This is a genomic window from Nonomuraea sp. NPDC049709 (genome assembly GCF_040674815.1).
Taxonomy (GTDB): Bacteria; Actinomycetota; Actinomycetes; order Streptosporangiales; family Streptosporangiaceae; genus Nonomuraea.
The window spans coordinates 34,782-51,348 of sequence record NZ_JBFANM010000003.1 but is presented as its reverse complement, the minus strand read 5'-3'; the positions used below and the strand labels follow the sequence as shown (position 1 = coordinate 51,348).

At 71.5% G+C, this 16,567-nt stretch carries 18 protein-coding genes; 14 read left to right on the top strand and 4 right to left on the bottom strand.

The window, feature by feature from the left end:
• Nucleotides 1-83: 83 nt before the first annotated feature.
• Genes AB0J69_RS03825 through AB0J69_RS03815 form a run of 3 tightly spaced genes read left to right on the top strand, consistent with a single transcriptional unit; the run spans nt 84 to nt 3,318 of the window.
• Nucleotides 84-1,637, top strand: coding sequence for a HEAT repeat domain-containing protein (locus AB0J69_RS03825; protein ID WP_364112552.1), 1,554 nt, complete (start codon nt 84-86; stop codon nt 1,635-1,637).
• A gap of 60 nt (nt 1,638-1,697) precedes the next feature.
• Entirely contained in the window at nt 1,698-2,150 is a 453-nt protein-coding gene (locus tag AB0J69_RS03820; RefSeq protein WP_364112550.1) for a hypothetical protein, read from the top strand.
• Nucleotides 2,151-2,208: 58 nt separating this feature from the next.
• Nucleotides 2,209-3,318 (top strand): acetamidase/formamidase family protein, encoded by a 1,110-nt coding sequence (locus tag AB0J69_RS03815; protein ID WP_364112548.1) that lies wholly within the window; start codon nt 2,209-2,211, stop codon nt 3,316-3,318.
• Between the two features lie 2 nt (nt 3,319-3,320).
• Here AB0J69_RS03815 and AB0J69_RS03810 read toward each other — a convergent pair whose 3' ends face one another.
• On the bottom strand, nt 3,321-3,767 hold the full coding sequence (locus AB0J69_RS03810; RefSeq protein ID WP_364112546.1) for a MarR family transcriptional regulator: 447 nt from the start codon (nt 3,765-3,767) through the stop codon (nt 3,321-3,323).
• A gap of 115 nt (nt 3,768-3,882) precedes the next feature.
• On the opposite strand from AB0J69_RS03810, the gene AB0J69_RS03805 reads away from it, so the two are divergent.
• Nucleotides 3,883-4,062, top strand: coding sequence for a hypothetical protein (locus tag AB0J69_RS03805; RefSeq protein ID WP_364112544.1), 180 nt, complete (start codon nt 3,883-3,885; stop codon nt 4,060-4,062).
• Nucleotides 4,063-4,130: 68 nt separating this feature from the next.
• Here AB0J69_RS03805 and AB0J69_RS03800 read toward each other — a convergent pair whose 3' ends face one another.
• The 3 genes from AB0J69_RS03800 to AB0J69_RS03790 all read right to left on the bottom strand — a co-directional run bounded on the left by AB0J69_RS03800 (nt 4,131) and on the right by AB0J69_RS03790 (nt 7,746).
• Nucleotides 4,131-5,054: a carbohydrate ABC transporter permease gene (locus AB0J69_RS03800; RefSeq protein ID WP_364112542.1), complete on the bottom strand. Its 924-nt coding sequence runs from the start codon at nt 5,052-5,054 to the stop codon at nt 4,131-4,133.
• The gene (locus AB0J69_RS03795; RefSeq protein WP_364112540.1) at nt 5,051-6,037 is read right to left on the bottom strand and encodes an ABC transporter permease subunit; all 987 of its coding nucleotides are present in this window, start codon (nt 6,035-6,037) and stop codon (nt 5,051-5,053) included. Before AB0J69_RS03795 ends, AB0J69_RS03800 begins: the two co-directional genes overlap by 4 nt.
• Nucleotides 6,038-6,105: 68 nt before the next feature.
• The gene (locus tag AB0J69_RS03790) at nt 6,106-7,746 is read right to left on the bottom strand and encodes an extracellular solute-binding protein (protein WP_364112538.1); all 1,641 of its coding nucleotides are present in this window, start codon (nt 7,744-7,746) and stop codon (nt 6,106-6,108) included.
• Nucleotides 7,747-7,919: 173 nt separating this feature from the next.
• Here AB0J69_RS03790 and AB0J69_RS03785 point away from each other — a divergent pair, with 173 nt between their 5' ends.
• The 10 genes from AB0J69_RS03785 (at nt 7,920) to AB0J69_RS03740 (ending at nt 16,563) form a co-directional block, all read left to right on the top strand.
• Nucleotides 7,920-9,125, top strand: coding sequence for an ROK family transcriptional regulator (locus AB0J69_RS03785; protein ID WP_364112536.1), 1,206 nt, complete (start codon nt 7,920-7,922; stop codon nt 9,123-9,125).
• 98 nt (nt 9,126-9,223) lie between these two features.
• Nucleotides 9,224-12,007, top strand: a complete 2,784-nt coding sequence (locus AB0J69_RS03780) for a glycoside hydrolase family 3 C-terminal domain-containing protein (RefSeq protein WP_364112534.1) — start codon at nt 9,224-9,226, stop codon at nt 12,005-12,007.
• Nucleotides 12,004-13,008, top strand: coding sequence for a LacI family DNA-binding transcriptional regulator (locus AB0J69_RS03775; RefSeq protein ID WP_364112532.1), 1,005 nt, complete (start codon nt 12,004-12,006; stop codon nt 13,006-13,008). The genes AB0J69_RS03780 and AB0J69_RS03775 overlap by 4 nt, the downstream gene beginning before the upstream one ends.
• A 139-nt stretch (nt 13,009-13,147) precedes the next feature.
• The gene (gvpJ, locus tag AB0J69_RS03770) at nt 13,148-13,615 is read left to right on the top strand and encodes a gas vesicle protein GvpJ (protein ID WP_364112530.1); all 468 of its coding nucleotides are present in this window, start codon (nt 13,148-13,150) and stop codon (nt 13,613-13,615) included.
• A 5-nt stretch (nt 13,616-13,620) separates the two neighbouring features.
• Nucleotides 13,621-14,424, top strand: a complete 804-nt coding sequence (locus AB0J69_RS03765; protein WP_364112528.1) for a GvpL/GvpF family gas vesicle protein — start codon at nt 13,621-13,623, stop codon at nt 14,422-14,424.
• Between the two features lie 22 nt (nt 14,425-14,446).
• Nucleotides 14,447-14,662 carry a gas vesicle protein GvpG gene (locus tag AB0J69_RS03760; RefSeq protein ID WP_364112526.1) on the top strand — a complete coding sequence of 72 codons (216 nt, stop codon included), beginning with the start codon at nt 14,447-14,449 and terminating at the stop codon, nt 14,660-14,662.
• A gap of 4 nt (nt 14,663-14,666) precedes the next feature.
• Nucleotides 14,667-15,068 (top strand): gas vesicle protein GvpO, encoded by a 402-nt coding sequence (gene gvpO, locus AB0J69_RS03755; protein WP_364112524.1) that lies wholly within the window; start codon nt 14,667-14,669, stop codon nt 15,066-15,068.
• 28 nt (nt 15,069-15,096) lie between these two features.
• Nucleotides 15,097-15,462: a gas vesicle protein GvpJ gene (gene gvpJ, locus AB0J69_RS03750; protein WP_364112522.1), complete on the top strand. Its 366-nt coding sequence runs from the start codon at nt 15,097-15,099 to the stop codon at nt 15,460-15,462.
• A complete protein-coding gene (locus tag AB0J69_RS03745; protein ID WP_364112520.1) occupies nt 15,455-16,372 on the top strand; it encodes a GvpL/GvpF family gas vesicle protein in 918 nt (305 codons plus the stop codon). The genes gvpJ (AB0J69_RS03750) and AB0J69_RS03745 overlap by 8 nt, the downstream gene beginning before the upstream one ends.
• On the top strand, nt 16,369-16,563 hold the full coding sequence (locus tag AB0J69_RS03740) for a gas vesicle protein (protein WP_364112518.1): 195 nt from the start codon (nt 16,369-16,371) through the stop codon (nt 16,561-16,563). Before AB0J69_RS03745 ends, AB0J69_RS03740 begins: the two co-directional genes overlap by 4 nt.
• The last annotated feature ends 4 nt before the right edge of the window (nt 16,564-16,567 follow it).

Sequence of the window (16,567 nt, the reverse complement as noted above, 5' to 3'; positions counted from 1 at the left end):
GAGGGCGGGGACCCTCGGCATCGGGGGTCCCCGCCGCGGATATCGGCAGGAAACATCACCCTTCCGGGTGCAACGATGTCGGCGTGACATGGATCAAGGAGCCCTTCCCGCGGCACGGCGAGCCGCCCGTGGATCCGCCCGTGGAGCAGATCGTGGACTCCATCCATCGGCTGGTCACCGCGACCGGTCGTGGGCGGCACCGTGGCCTGGACCAGCTGGCCATCGGCCTGTACGCCCTCGCCGCGGACGCGGAGCCGGCCGCGCGGGCCATGGACGTGCTGGCGGCGGTGGATCCACTCGCCTGGATCGATCTGGACCTGGCGGTGCGCCGGCAGTCACCGCCGCCCCCGCCGCTCGACCGCCGGTGCCACGCGGCACCGGCCGCCGTCGCGCAGGAGCCGGCCACCCCGCTCGCCGTGGCGCTGGCGGCCTGCGCCTGGAACGGGCGCGAGCGGGCACGGGCGATGGCGCATCCCGCCATGCGCTACGAGGCCGGGCTGCTGCCCCTGCTGCTGGTCAGGACCACCGACTGGGTCGATCCGGTACGTGACAGGGCGCTGCGCGTCCTGGGCGAGGTGCTCGCGGACACGGCTGCGCTACCGATCGCGGTGCCGGTGGCCGTTCGCATGGGCGAACGTGTCCGCGGCCGTCCGGCCCTGGAGCTGGTCCGCGACGCCCTCATGCGGGCCGGCCAGGAGACCCTGGACCTCGTGCTCGGGTGCCCGGACGCCCGCGCGCGGCGGTTCGCGTACGACGTGTTGATCCAGGCCGGCCGCCTGGATCACGAGCGGCTGGTCGGGGCGGCGCTGCACGAGCCCGACCAGGTCTCCCGCACGCGGTGCGCCCAGGCCCTGGCCGCGCGGGCGGTCGCGGAGGAACGGCCCGAGCACGCGGTGGAGATCCTGGACGGCGCCACGGCGCAGGGCCGCATCGCGGCGCTGACCGCTCTCGTACAGCTCGGCCACCCGGAGCACGGGCCGCGGTTCCTGGGCGACAACGCCGGCATGATGCGGCTGACCGCGCAGTGGGCCGTGCGGCGGCCCGGTGGCGAACCCGCCGAGCTCTACCGCGAACGCATCAAGGCGGGCGGGGCGACGCGCGGGCTGCTGGCCGGGCTCGGCGACTGCGGCACGCGGGCCGACGACACCCTCGTCCTGCCGTACCTGCGGGATCCGCGGCCGCGCGTGCGCGCGGAGGCGGTACGCACGCTGCGCCGCCTGGGGTCGCGTGCCGACGTGACGGCGCTGCTGGAGGACCCGGCCCCGGTGGTGGTCCGGAACGTCGTGGCCGCCGTGCAGGCCTCGGGTCCCGGCGTGCCGGCCGAGCGCCTGTGGGCCCTGCTCGGCACCGGCCACCCCCTGCACGTCCGCCGGGCCGCGCACCGCCTGCTCGTCCACCGCGACCCCTGGAGCCGGGTCAGGGCGGACCTCCTGCTGGTACGGGACCCGGACGAGAAGTTGAGCGGGCGGGCCCGCGACGACCTGGCCCAGTGGTGCCGGCAGAGCTCGACGGCCCCGCCCGCGCGCCTCCCGGCCGGATGGCGCGCTGAGGTGGAGGAGCTGGCCCGCGCGGCGGAGGGCGTCCTGAGCCCGGAGGACGCGCGGTGGCTGCGTCTGACGCTGCGGCTGTTCGTGTGAGGGGTGTCGCGGCCCTGGGTGGCCGGCGTCGAGCGGAGCGGGGCGGGTAGCTGGTGGCACATGCACACACTCGTCAAAGGCTTGATCGCGGGCGCGGCGGGCACCAGCGCGCTCAATGTCGCTTCGTATCTCGACATGCTGATCCGGGCGCGCGGGGCCAGCAGTACACCGCAGCAGGCCGTGGAGAGGCTGGCCGGCCTGGCGGCGGTGGACCTCGGGGACGGCGAGCGGGCCGAGCATCGCAAGGAGGCGCTCGGCTCGCTGCTGGGCTACGGCACGGGCGCGGCTGCGGCCGTCTGCTACGGCCTGCTCGCGTCGGGGCGGCGGCCGCCGTGCGCGGTCGGGGTGCTGGGGCTGACGGCGCTCGCCATGCTCGGCTCGAACGCCCCGCTGACCGCGCTGGGCGCCACGGATCCGCGCGAGTGGACGGCCTCGGCGTGGGTGTCGGACGTCCTGCCGCACCTGGCGTACGGGATCACCGCGTACGCGGCGTACGAGCTGCTGAGGTCTTGACAGGCGGCACGGGCGGGCGAAGCGTGGCGCTCACACGCCGCACCCGAGGGGGCCCGCCATGGCCGTACACGAGATCCGCGTCAATCCCGCCCTCCCCCTTCGCGACGAGCCCGGCACCGGCCACAACCGCTGGCATCCGGACATCCCGCCCGTCGTGCGCTGCGCGCCCGGCGACGAGGTGGTCATGGAGACCAGGGACGCCTTCGACGGCCAGATGGGCCCGAACGCCACGCTGAAGACCGTCGAGGCGCCGGATCTCGACGTCGTGCACCCGCTCACCGGCCCCGTCCACGTCGAGGGCGCCCAGCCGGGGGACCTGCTGGAGATCGAGATCCTGGAGGTCGTGCCGGACGGCTACGGCTACACCGTGCAGGTGCCCGGCTTCGGGTTCCTGCGTGACGTGTTCCCCGAGCCGTTCATCGTGCGCTGGCAGCTCGCCGACGGCTGGGCGGTGTCGGACGACCTGCCGGGCGTGCGGATCCCGGCGGCGCCGTTCATGGGGACGATCGGGCTGTCGCCCGGGCACGGGTCGCTGGCCAGGATCACGGCGCGGGAGCAGGCGGCGCTGGAGCGCGGCGGGTTCGTGCTGCCGCCGTCGCCCGACGGCGCGGTGCCCGCCACGGCCGGGGCGTCCGGGCTGAGGACGATCCCGCCCAGGGAGCAGGCGGGGAACGTGGACATCAAGCAGCTCGGGGCCGGGACGCGGCTGTTCGTCCCGGTGGACACGCCGGGGGCGCTGTTCTCGGCCGGGGACGCGCACTTCGCGCAGGGCGACTGCGAGGCGTGCGGGACGGCGATCGAGATGCGGGCCACGCTGCGGGTGCGCTTCGCCGTGCACCCGGGGGAGGCCGCGGAGAAGGGGATCAGGGGACCGCGGTTCTCGCGGTCGGACTACTGGGTGGCGGCGCCGTTCGCGGCGCCCCGGAGGTTCTACGCCACGACCGGGATGTCAGTGAGCCGGGACGGGGAGGTGGTGGCGGAGGACGCGACGCTGGCCGCCCGCAACGCGCTGCTGGAGATGATCGACCACCTCGGGGATCGGGGGTGGAGCGCCCAGCAGGCGTACGCGATCTGCAGCGTCGCGGTGGACCTGAAGGTCAGCCAGCTCGTGGACGTGCCCAGCTTCCTGGTCTCGGCGTTCCTGCCGGAGGACATCTTCACCGGCTGACTTCAGTCCTCGTCCGCGTGGGTGGCCGCGATCACCCGCATCAGGGACGTGTGCAGGTCCTGGAGCTCTTCGAGGCTCATGCCGAGGCGGGCCACGATGGCGGGCGGGATCTTCTCCGCCTCGGCCCTCAGCTGCCGGCCCTCCGGCGTGAGCGTCACGGCGAGGGCGCGCTCGTCCTTGCTGTTGCGCTCGCGATGGATGTAGCCCAGGGCCTGGAGCCGCTTGAGGAGCGGGGACAGGGTGCCCGGGTCGAGCCGGAGCAGCTCGCCCAGCTCCTTGACCGACAGGGGCTCGTGCTCCCAGAGCGCGAGCATGGCCAGGTATTGCGGGTGGGTGAGCCCCATGGGCTGCAGCAGCGGCCGGTAGAGGCCGATCACGCTGCGCGAGGCGATGCTGAGGGCGAAGCACACCTGCCGGTCGAGGGCCAGGAGATCTGTTGCCTCTGTCACAGGCTCCATCTGTCGAAACCTCCGGATGCTTCTGGTAAATTACTTTGTGTACAAACTAATAGTGTACAAAAAGATGCCACGCAAATCTTACGCCCCCCGACCTGGAGGTCGCCCCGTGTTTCACCGCAAGCCGCTGGAGGAACGCATCGCCGAGCGCCAGGCCAAGCTGCCTCCCCTCAAGGAGGGCAAGCACTTCGAGCACGGCCCGGCCAAGTTCGTGTTCGTCTCGCTGATCGTGATCATCGTGCTCGTGCACTTCGTGGGCCTGGGCATCGTTATGCACTTCTACTCCTGACGGCGCGGCAGGCGGGCGGCCAGGAGTTGCGGCCCGCCTCGTGACGGGGGCTCCGGCGCCCCCGCCGGTCAGCCTTTGATCGCGCCGACGATCACGCCCTTGGTGAAGTGGCGCTGCACGAGCGGGTAGATGATCAGGGCGGGGATCACCGCGATCACCACGATGGCCATCTTGATCGCCAGGGTGGGCGGGGCGTCGCCCGTCACCCCGGCGGTGGCGGCGGGCAGCGGGTTGGAGTCCACCACGTACTGCCGCAGGATCAGCGCCAGCGGCCACTTGCGGGTGTCGTCGATGTAGAGCATCGCGTTGAACCACGCGTTCCAGTAGCCGACCGCGTAGAACATCGCCACGACCGCCGTGACCGCCTTCGACATGGGCAGCACGATCCGGAACAGGATCCGGAACTCCCCGGCCCCGTCGATGCGCGCGCTGTCCAGGACCTCGCCCGGGATGCTCATGAAGAACGAGCGCAGCACCACCACGTTGAACGCCGACACGGCCGTCGGCAGGATCAGCGACCAGTAGCTGTCCTTCAGCCCCAGCCCGCTCACCATCAGGTAGACGGGGATGATGCCGGGGAAGAACACGAACATCAGCAGCACGCTGAACAGCAGCGGCCGGTGCAGGAACGAGCCGGGCCGCGACAGCGAGTAGGCCCCCAGCACGCTCACCCCGACGCTGATCAGCGTGCCCACGACGGTCACGCCGGTGCTGACCAGCACCGCCCGGCTCACGACGGTGTCGGAGAAGATCTGCCGGTACGCCTCGAACGTGATCTCGTCGGGCACCAGCACGAGCCCGCCCGCCCGGTTCACGGTGGCTGTGGAGCTCAGGCTGGTCAGGACGATCGTGTAGAGCGGGCCGAGCACGATCAGCAGGATCAGGGTCACCAGCGTGCCCTTGCCCAGCCGGCCGACCGGCGAGGGCCGCTCCTCCCAGGGCGCCAGCCTGGCGGGCTTGCGGGGGCGGGGCCTGGTCGTCAGTGCCGTCATGACTTCGAATACACCCCTCGCTCGCCGAACGCGTGCGCCACCCGGTTGGCCGCCACGATGAGCAGCAGCCCCACCAGGCCCTTGAACAGCCCGGCCGCCGCGCCGTAGCCGAGATCGCCGGTACGCATGCCCGACCAGTACACGAACGTGTCGAACACCTCGGACGCCTCGCTGCCCACGGCGCTGCGCTGCAGCATGAACTGCTCGAACCCGACGTTCAGCGCGTCGCCGAGCCGCAGGATCAGCAGCAGGATGATCACCGGGCGCAGGCCGGGCAGCGTGATGTGCCACATGCGCCGCCACCGGCGGGCCCCGTCCACGGCCGCGGCCTCGTAGAGGTTCGGGTCGATGGTGCTGAGCGCGGCCAGGAAGATGATCGCGCCCCAGCCGGCGTCCTTCCAGATGGTCTGGGACGTGATGAGCAGGATGAACGTGTCGGAGTTCGTCATCCAGTCCACAGCCTCGCGGCCGTTCTCCCGCAGGATCTGCGCCAGCAGGCCCGCCCCGCCGAACATCTGCTGGAAGATGGCCACGACCAGCACCCAGGAGAAGAAGAACGGCATGTAGACCACGCCCTGCACGAACGCCCTGAGCTTGGCCGAGGCGATGCTGTTGAGCAGCAGCGCCAGCATGATCGGCACGGGGAAGTAGAAGATGAGCTGGAAGGCGGTGATCGACAGGGTGTTGCCGATCGCGCGTAGGAACTGCGGATCCTCGAAGAGCAGCGCGAAGTTCGTGAAGCCGATGATCGGGCTGCCGGCGATGCCGCCGGTGTACGGGTTGTAGTCCTGGAAGGCGATCACGTTGCCGAGCGCCGGGACCCACCAGAAGGCGAGCACCACCAGCAGCATCGGCAGGTTCATCACCACCAGCGGCCAGTCCCTGCGCAGCTTGGCCCGCCAGGTCAGGCCGGGCGGCGAGGCGAGCGGGCCGCCGGAGGGCGTGCCGCTCCGGACGGGCCGCTTGGCGGTCACCGCACCCATGATCGGCCGTTCCCGGGCATGGAGACGTCCCCCGACGTCATCGTGTCCATGGAGTGCTCCTCACGGCCTCAGAGCCGGCCGTTCTCACGCGCGACCTTCATGTAGAACTCGCGCGCCTCGTTCCCGCCCTGGTCCTGCCACTCCTTGACGATCTTGGGCCACTCGGAGACGGGTCGCTTGCCCCGGACGATCTCCTGCACCTTGTCCTCGGTGGGCACGGTCAGCCCGGCCATCTTGGACGGCCGCTCCACGCGGATCCCCACGAACGGGTCGTTGTCCAGGATCGCCGCCGCCTTGGTCGACCAGTCCCACAGGCCCTGGACGAGGCCCTCGTACTGGCTCATCGAGTTGGCGTTCGGCCGGCCCGACAGGAACAGGTACGTGGGCGCGACCTCCTTGCGCCCGAGCGCGGTCTGCTTCACCTTGCCGCCCTCGACGGTGTAGTGCTTGCCCTCGACGCCGTTGGTGACGAGCTCGTACTCCTGGGTGCCGAACGGCCCGGAGGCCCAGTTGGACAGCGCGAGCAGCTCACCGGTGCGGGCGTCGCCGAGGCCCTTCTTGATGAAGACGAACATGCTGGCGGGCTCGTTGCGCCACATGAGGAGCTTCCCGCCCGCCTGCGCCGGGTACGGGTCGACGATCATCTGGCGGAACTTCGGGTTGTCCGCCCCGAACCGGCCCATGTTCTCGTGCCAGGAGCCGAGGCCGTCCCGGTAGATGATCATCTGGCCGCTGCCGAAGATGCCCTTGTTGTCGGCGTCCTTGTTGGCCACGATGTCCGGGTGCACGTAGCCGGCCTCGAAGATCTTGGCCAGGAACTCGATGCTGGCGGCCCACTCGGCGGTCTCGTACTTGTACTCGAGGGTGCCGTCGCTCTTCTTGCGCCACTCGCGCGGCGCGCCGAAGGCCCGCTGGAGCTCCTGCTCCATGCCGCCGCCGAACGCCCAGCGCTTCTTCTTGGCGTCGGTGATCTCCTTGCCGAGCGTGAGCAGGTCCTGGGCGGTCTTGGGGTGCTCCAGGCCGAGCTCCTCCATGATGTCCTGGCGGACGAACGTGGCGAACGGGAACGGGTCGTTCTGCCAGGGGATGCCCTGCAGGACGCCGCCGAAGACGCCGTACTGCCAGGCGGCGGTGTCGTAGTTGGCCAGCAGCGGGAACTCCTTGGCCTTGTCCCCGGCCAGGTAGGGGGACAGGTCGGCGAAGAGCTTGTTGGCCGCCTCGGTGAAGTGGCCGATCTTGATGAGCTCCCACTCGGGAACCATGACCATCTCCGGCACGTCGCCGCTGGCCAGGACGGTGCTCAGCTTCTGCCCGTAGGTGTTGCCGTCCGAGATGTTGAAGCGGACCGTGCCGCCGAGACGGTCGTTCACCGTGTCGTAGTAGGAGTTGCTGCCCAGGCCCGGCGGCACCGTCCCCCACAGCGGCGTCATCGCGGTCACTTCCTTGCCGCTGGTGAGCGGCTTGGTGGTGACGGCCTGCACCATCTGGGCGGGACGCGACAGGAAGCCGGGCTGGACGAACTCGCTGCCGGGCAGGTCGGGCTTGAGCCCGGGAATCTCGAACGGGACCCTGGTGGGCACCAGGCTCTTGAGCTTGTCGGCCGCCACGGCCGTGCCCCTGGACACTTCCTTCTTCTCGGCGCAGCCCGCTACGAGCACGCTCGCGCCGACCAGGCCGAGGAACCCGCGGCGCGTCGTGGAGATTGCCATGGCTCGCTCCCTTTCTCCGAGTGGGATGGCCTCTTAGTATTAGTTGGTATTACGACCAAACAAATTAGTAGACTGTGTCAGCAGCCACAAGGGATCGCGACGGTCACAGGTTGGTGAAGGGAGCCCGCGATGCGGCATGCTGGGGTCATCTCTTGGCGGGAACGGGGCTGATATTGATCACTTCTACGACCGGCCCTCAGCCGGCCGACTTCGCCGACGTACGGGCCACCAACCTCGCGGTCGTCCTGCGGTTCGTGCGCGAGCACGCACCGTGCTCGCGCGCCGACATCGCCGCCTCCACCGGGCTGAACAAGGCGACCGTCTCCAGCCTGGTCGCCGACCTCATCGACCGCCGGCTCGTCCGCGAGACCGGGCTGACGGAAAACCGCGTCGGCAGGCCGGCCACGATGCTCGTCCTCGACGGCTCGCCGTATGCCGCCATCGGGGTCGAGATCAACGTCGACACCGTCTCGGCCGTGGCCACCGACCTGGCGGGGGAGCGGTTGCTGACGTGGCGGCGCTCGTTCTCGGGGGGCGAGTCCGTCAACCAGGGCGTGGCCGGCGTCGGGGCGATCATCAGGCGCGTGGTCAGCCGGATGGCCAAGGAGGAGCGCCAGGTGCTCGGCCTGGCCGTGGCCGTGCCGGGGCTGGTCGACGTGCAGGGCACCGTACGCATCGCGCCCAACCTCGGCTGGCACGACGCCGATCTCGGGGGTGACCTGGCCAAGGCGCTGCGCGATCCGGGCTTCCCCATCCAGGTCGACAACGACGCCAACCTCGCGGCCCTGGCCGAGCAGCGCTTCGGCGCGCACGCGGGCGCCTCCGACCTGGTCTACCTCACCGGCGAGATCGGCGCCGGCGTCATCCTCGACGGGCGGCTGCGCCGGGGCGGGCGCGGCTACAGCGGCGAGATCGGCCACGTCCAGCTCGACCCCGAAGGCCCCGCCTGCCACTGCGGCCGGCGCGGCTGCCTGGAGGCCATGGCCGGCATCGGCGCCGTGTTGCGCAGAGACCTGTCCCCGGCGGAGATCCAGGTCGAGATCGAGGAGGTCGTACGCCTGGCCCGCGCGGCCGACCCGGCGACCCTGGCCACGCTCGAATCCGTGGGCAGGAGCCTGGGCCAGGGCGTGTCGATCCTGGCGAACCTGCTCAACCCCGAAGTGGTGATCCTCGGCGGCTACTACGTCCCGCTGGCGCCGTGGCTGCTGCCCGCCGTCCACGGGGAGCTGGGCCACCGCGTGATCGCCGCCGAAGCGGGGGGATGCCAGGTCGTGGCCTCGACCCTGGGGCACGACGCGGCCGCGCTGGGGGGTGCGGCGAGGGTGCTCGACTCCGTCGATTCGGGAAGATTGCCGGGAGGATTGTCGCGAATCCCTTGACCTTGGTCACGGGGGCGTGCACCCTTCAGTCAACCCATCGAAACGTCCGCGTAACTTCCCCAGGCCGGTCGTCGAAGCGCTTCGACACTCTCAGAGGGATGACCATGCACGTACCCCCCTTCCGCGACCCGGAGGTCCCGCTTCGCGACCGGATCGACGATCTGCTGCACCGGCTCACCCTCGACGAGAAGGTGGGCCTGCTGCACCAGTACCAGGCCCCGGTCGAGCGGCTCGGGCTCGGCGCTTTCCGCACGGGCACCGAGGCGCTGCACGGCCTGGCCTGGCTGGGCCCGGCCACCGTCTTCCCGCAGGCCATCGGCCTGGCCTCGACCTGGGACCGCGACCTCCTGCGCAGGGTCGGCGAGGCCACCAGCGACGAGGTGCTGGCCTTCCACCACAAGGATCCCGCCGGGGCGGGGCTCAACGTGTGGGCGCCGGTGGTCAACCCGCTGCGCGATCCCAGGTGGGGGCGGAACGAGGAGGGGTACTCCGAGGATCCGTGGCTGACCTCGGTGATGGCCACGGCCTATGCGCGTGGGCTTCGTGGGAGCGCTCCCGAAACGCTCAAGACCGCCCCGACGCTGAAGCACTTCCTGGCCTACAACAACGAGACCGAGCGGTGCACGACCTCCAGCAACCTGCCGCCGCGGGTGCTGCACGAGTACGAGCTGCCGGCCTTCCGGGGGCCGATCGAGGCGGGCGCGGCGGTGGCCGTGATGCCGTCGTACAACCTGGTCAACGGGCGTCCCGCGCACCTCAGCCCGCTGATCGGGCAGGTGTTGCGGGCGTGGGCGCCGGACGACCTGCTGGTCGTCAGCGACGCGTACGCGCCGGGCAACCTCACCGCGCTCCAGGGCTACCACGACACGCTGCCCGAGGCGTACGCGCACGCGGTCAAGGCCGGGCTCGACAGCTTCACCCAGGACGACGACCGCTCGGAGGCCACGCTCGGGCACCTGCGTGACGCCCTGGCCCAGGGGCTGATGAGCGAGGAGGACGTCGACTCGGCGGTGCGGCACGCGCTGTCGATCCGGTTCCGGCTGGGCGAGTTCGACCCGGCGACGCCGTACGACGACATCAACGACAACGTGGTCAACTGCCCCGAGCACCAGGCGCTGGCCAGGGAGGCGGCGCGGCGCTCGTTCGTGCTGCTGGAGAACGACGGCCTGCTGCCGCTCCGCGACGTGCGGAAGGTCGCGGTGATCGGGCAGCTCGGCGACGCTCTCATGGAGGACTGGTACAGCGGCACCCTGCCCTACGCCGTCACCGCCCGGGCCGGGCTGGCCGAGCGGTGCGAGACCGTGTTCTGCGAGGCCGTGGACCGGGTCACGCTGACCGCCGAGGCGGGAGCGGTCACCGCCGATCCGGCGGGCGGGCCGCTGCGCGCGGACGCCGCCGAGCCGGGCCTGTTCGACCTGTTCGACTGGGGCGGCGGCGCGTACGCGCTGCGCTCCGTGACGACCGGCCGGTTCGTCTCGGTGGACCCGGCCGTGGACGGCGGGGCGCTGGTCAACGACCAGCCGGGGCCGAACGGGTGGGAGGTGCGCCAGACGTTCCGCACGGAGGAGCGCCCGCGCGGCACGCTCGCCCTGCGCCACATCTCGACCGGCTGCTACGTCGGCGCGGGCGAGGACGGCGTGCTGCGCCTGGTGGACGACGCCGACCAGGCCGCGTGGCTGGCCATGGAGGTGGTCGGCAGCGGCACCGATGCGGCCGCCCGCGTGGCCGCCGACGCCGACGTGGCGATCGTGGTGGTCGGCGACCACCCCCTGGTGAACGGCCGCGAGACCGAGGACCGCATGACCCTGGCCCTCGCCCCCGGACAGGACGCCGTGGTCCGGGCCGTGCGCAAGGCGAACCCGCGTACCGTCATGGTCATCACCAGCGGCTACCCGCTCACCTGGACCGAGGGCGAGCTGCCCGCGGTGCTGTGGTCGGCGCACGGCGGCCAGGAGTACGGCCACGCGCTGGCCGAGGTGCTGTTCGGCGACGCCGACCCCGAGGGCCGCCTCACCCAGACGTGGTACCGCTCCGAGCAGGAGCTGCCCGACCTGCTCGACTACGACATCATCGCCTCCGACGCCACCTACCAGTATTTCCGCGGCGTCCCCCTGCACCCCTTCGGCCACGGCCTGAGCTACACCACGTTCGAGTACGCGGACCTGCGCGTGCGGATCGCCGACGGCGTCCTGGTGGCCGAGGCCACGGTGACGAACACGGGATCCCGCCCCGGCGTCGAGGTCGTCCAGTTCTACACCCACCAGCAGCGCTCCCGCGTCAAGCAACCGCTGCGCCGCCTGCGCGGGTTCGAGAAGGTACGCCTGGAGCCCGGTGAGAGCCGGGCCGTCGAGCTGCGCCTGCCGGTGTCCGAGCTGGCCTTCTGGGACGTCACCAGGAGCAGGTTCGTCGTGGAGAGCGCGCCGCACCAGCTCATGGTCGGCCGCAGCGCCACCGACCTGCGGTTGAGCGCCCGCTTCGAGGTCGAGGGCGAGACCGTCCCGCCCCAGTCGGGCACGCTGCGCGCGGCGGACCACGACGAGTACGACGCGATCACGTTCGTGGACGAGACCAGGGTGGACGGCGACGCCGTGCGGTCCGACGTGGAGGGCGCCTGGATCCTGTTCCGGCAGGTGGACCTGACCGGCGCCGCGACCTGCGTGGCGGAGGCGGGCAGCACGGAAGGCGGCATGATCACCATCCGCCGCGGCGACCCCCTCTACGGCCAGGCGCTGGCCACGTTCCCCGTGCCCCGGACCGACCGGTACGGCTATCACTCCGTCACGGCCTCGCTCTCGGGCGCCGAAGGGGTGCACGATCTCTATGTGGTGTTCGAGAACGAGGGCGTGACGCTGGCCCGGATCGACTTCGGAGCAGGGGCTTGAGCGGGCGGACGGTCACGATCGCCCAGGTCGCCAAGCACGCGGGTGTGGCCGTGAGCACGGTCTCGTACGTGCTCAGCGGCAAGCGGACGATCTCGGCCGACACCAGGCGGCGGGTGCTCGACAGCATCAGCGCGCTCGGTTACCACCCCAACGCCGGCGCCCGCGCGCTGGCCAGCAAGCGCTCCAACGTGATCGCGCTGGTGCTGCCGCTGCGGGCGGGCATGCACGTGCCCGTGCTGATGCGCTTCGCCAGCGCCGTCGTCACGGCCGCCCGCCGGTTCGACCACGACGTGCTGCTGCTGACCGCCGACGAGGGCACCGCGGGCATCCGGCGGGTGGCCGCGAGCGCGCTGGTGGACGCGCTCGTGCTCATGGACGTGGAGCTGGACGACCGCCGGGTGCCGCTGCTGCGGGAGCTGCCCGAGCCGAGCGTCCTCATCGGCTTCCCCGCCGAGCCGGCCGGGCTGACGTGCGTGGACCTCGACTTCGCCGCGGCGGGGGCGCGCTGCGTGGAGCACCTGGCCGAGCGCGGGCACGAGGAGATCGCGCTGCTCGGGGCGCCGTCGGTGGTGTACGACCGGGGCACCGGCTTCGCCACCCGGACCCGCGAGGGCTTCGTGGCGGCGCTGGACGACCACGGGCTCAAGGGCGTCGCGCTGCCGTGCGAGGAGACGTTCGACGAGGTGTACGAGACCGTCCGCGACCTCCTCCTCGACCGGCCGGGCCTGTCCGGGCTGGTCGTGCACAACGAGGCCGCGGTGAGCCACGTGCTGGCCGCGCTGCGCCAGCTCGACCGGCGGGTGCCGCACGACGTGGCCGTGGTGGCGATCTGCCCCGACGACGTGGCCGAACGGGCGAGCCCGCCGCTCACCTCTGTGCTGATCCCGGCCGAGGAGGTGGGCCGGGAGGCGGTCCGCCTCGTCATGGACAAGCTGGAGGGGCGTCCGGTCCCCGACTCCACCCTCCTCACGCCCCTCCTGGCCATCCGCGCCAGCAGCTGAGGCAAACACCTCCGCATCCCAAGTTTGCGGAAGGTAATCATCGGCAAACGCCGCGTATGTCAAATCTGCCGGTTTTTTAGCTGTATGTGGTTCCCTGTCGTATTTGCTGGGCAGGCTGGCGAAGGCGAAGGGGGAACACATGAGTACGTCTGTGCAACCGGCGGCAGCCGGTCAGGTCGGCGGGCGGGGCCCGACCGGCCTTGCCGACGTCATCGACACGATCCTCGACCGAGGCCTCGTGATAGACGCCTACGTCAGGGTGTCACTCGTCGGCATCGAGATCCTGACCATCGACGCGCGCGTCGTCGTGGCCAGTGTCGACACCTACCTGCGCTTCGCGGAGGCCGCGAACAGGCTGGACATGACCCAGAGCGAGAAGGGACTGCCCGACGTCATCGAGCGGGCGAAGGGCGTGCCGAGCCAGGACAAGACCAAGGAAGTGGTCCAGGGCGTGGTGGAGGCGGCGGGCGACACGCTCCGGGAGCTCACCGAGCCCAAACGCGACCCCGCGGCCGCGGCGGCCGAGCCGGAGGCGGAGGTCACCGTGGAGCGGGAACCCAAGGCTGCCCCCCGTAGGAAACCGCGGCCGAAGCGAGAGGAAGAGTAAGCACAATGGGACGTTCTACGAAGGTCTCCGGAGCCTCCGTGCCCAAGCAGGCCACCCGCCGCAGCCAGAACATCGGCACGTACGTCTACGGGATCGTGCTCGCCAACGCCAAGGTGACGTCGGACGAGCGCGGCCTGGGCGACCCGGCGGGCAAGGTCAAGCTCGTCAAACACGGCGACATCGCGGCCCTCGTCAGCGACGTCAACGTCGAGGAGCCCCTGGGCCGGCCGGGAGACTTCTTCGCGCACGAAGGATTGCTGGACGCCATGGCGGCCAAGGGCCCGGTGCTCCCGTTCCGGTTCGGGGCGGTGCTGGCCAGCGCGGACGCCGTCGTGGACGAGCTGCTCGCGCCGCACGAGGACGACTTCCTCGCCGCGCTGGACGAGCTCAAGGGACAGGCCGAGTACGTCATCAAGGGCCGCTACGTCGAGCAGGCCGTGCTCACCGAGATCCTCGCCGAGAGCCCGGAGGCGGCCGGCCTGCGCGAGGCCATCCGCGGCAGGTCGGAGGACGCGACCAGGAACGAGCGGATCCGGCTCGGCGAGATCATCACGGCCTCGATCGAGGCCAAGCGCGACCTGGACACCCGCCTGCTCCTCGACGCCCTGACCGGCCACTACGTCCAGGGGGTCATCCGGGAGCCCACGCACGAGCAGGACGCCGTGCACGTGGCGCTGCTCGCGAAGTCCAGCGACCAGAAGGCGCTGGAGAAGGCCGTGCGGGACTTCGGGGAGCGCTGGGAGGGCCGCGTGACCATGCGGCTGCTGGGGCCCATGGCCCCGTACGACTTCGTCACCGCGCAGGCGTAGGGGGGCGCGAACCGTGGGTCTGGTGAGCACCATCTTCACGTGGCCGCTGGCGCCGGTTCGCGGGTTGATCCGGCTCGCTGAGCTGATCCAGGACCAGGCCGACCGGGAGCTGCACAACCCGGCCGCCGTGCGCAGGAAGCTGGAGGAGATCGAGGCGGCCAGGGAGGCCGGGGAGATCACCGAGGAGGAGGAGCGCCGGGCCGTCGAGCAGGTGCTGCAGGGAGCGATGGGGAGATGAACCGATGACCATCAGGCGGCCGACCGCCGAGAAGACGACGACCACGAGGCGGCCGGCCGCCGAGAAGACGACGACCGCCAGGCGGGCGACCGCCGAGAAGCCGAGAACGCAGGCGCCGCGACCGCCGGCGCCGGAGCCGCAGCTGACCGCGGTGACGGCCGGCGGGGTCGGCATGCGCCACATCGAGGACCTGACCACGAAGCGGGCCGAGGGCATCACCTCGGTACAACGCACGGAAGGCGGCTGGCTGATCAACGTCGAGGTCGTCGAGGACCGCCGCATCCCGTCGTCGGGGGACATGCTCGCGGTCTACCAGGCCGAGATCGACGGGGAGGGCAGCTTGCTGTCATATCGGAGGATCCGCAGATACCGGCGGTCCAACGCCGACTACGGTGAGGCGGTCTGAGATGGACAGAGTTTCACAGTCGGGTCCTGTGGTCCGTCCGACGTACGGCTCGGGGCCGGGGAGCCGCGAGCCGGCCAACCTCGGCGACATCCTGGAGCGCGTGCTCGACCGGGGTGTGGTGATCGCCGGAGACATCCGGGTGAACCTGCTGGACATCGAGCTGCTGACGATCAAGCTGCGGCTGCTGATCGCCTCCGTGGACACCGCCAGGGAGCTCGGCATCGACTGGTGGGAGCACGACCCGTGGCTGTCGGGACGCGACCGCGAGCTGGTGGAGGAGAACCGCCGCCTGCGCCGCCGCCTGTCGGCTGTCGAGGGACACGACGCCGAGGGGCACGGGGTGCAGGCACACGGGGTCGCCGGGCATGCGGTCGAGGGGAGGGCCGGTGGCTGAGGAGGGTCAGGGCACGTACCTCTACGCGGTGGCCCGCGACTCGTTCTTCGAGTGCCCGCCCGGTGTGGCGGGCGCGTCCGTACGCGCGATCAGCCGCAACGGGCTCGTCGCCTACGTGAGCACGGTGCCGCTCGACCAGTTCGGGGAGGAGCCGCTGCGGCGGTCCCTGGAGGACCTGGACTGGCTGGCGGAGACGGCGCGCGCCCACCACCGGGTCGTCGACGCCGTCGCGGCGGCCACGACGACGGCGCCGGTGCGGCTCGTCACGGTGTACGAGGACGACGGCCAGGTGGGCGACCTGCTGGACCGGCGCGGGGACGACTTCCTGGAGCTGCTCGACCAGGTCACGGGCCGCAGGGAATGGGGCGTCAAGGCCTACGCCACCCCGGCCACCGACCCCCGCGCCCCGGACCCCACCGCCGACGGCGGCCATGCCGGCCGCCAGGGGGCGGGCGACGGGCCCGCCGGTCGTGAGGGGACGGGCGACAGGCATGCCGGACGCCTGGGGATGGGCGAGGGACATGCCGGACGCCAGGCGACGGGCGAGGGACATGCCGGACGTCCGGGACCGGGCGACCGGCAGGCGGGGCGGCCGGGGACGGCGTACCTGCAGCGGCGGCGCGCCAGCCTGCGCGGCCGGGAGCAGGCGCGCCGGCAGGCGCTGCGCCGCGCCGACCACATCCACCAGGCCCTGTGCGCCCTCGCCGCCGCCGGTTGCCGCCACCGCACCCAGGACCCGCGCCTGTCCGGCCGCGACGACGTGATGTTGCTGAACGGCGCCTACCTGGTGGACGAGGCCCGCGACGCCGAGTTCGCGGAGCTGGCGGGCACCCTGGGCGGCGACGGCGTGGAGATCCGCATGACCGGCCCCTGGGCGCCCTACTCGTTCACGGTCCTGGAGGCGACGTGAGGCGGGACGTGCTGGCCGACGACCGGCTGCCGCCCGAGCGCGTGGCCCTCGTGGACCTGCTGGACCGGCTGCTGGCCGGGGGCGTCGTGCTGACCGGCGACCTGGTGCTGTCCATCGCCGACATCGATCTGGTGCACATCTCACTGCGCACGCTGATCGTGTCGGTGGACGAACTCGAAGGGAGCTCGTGAGCCG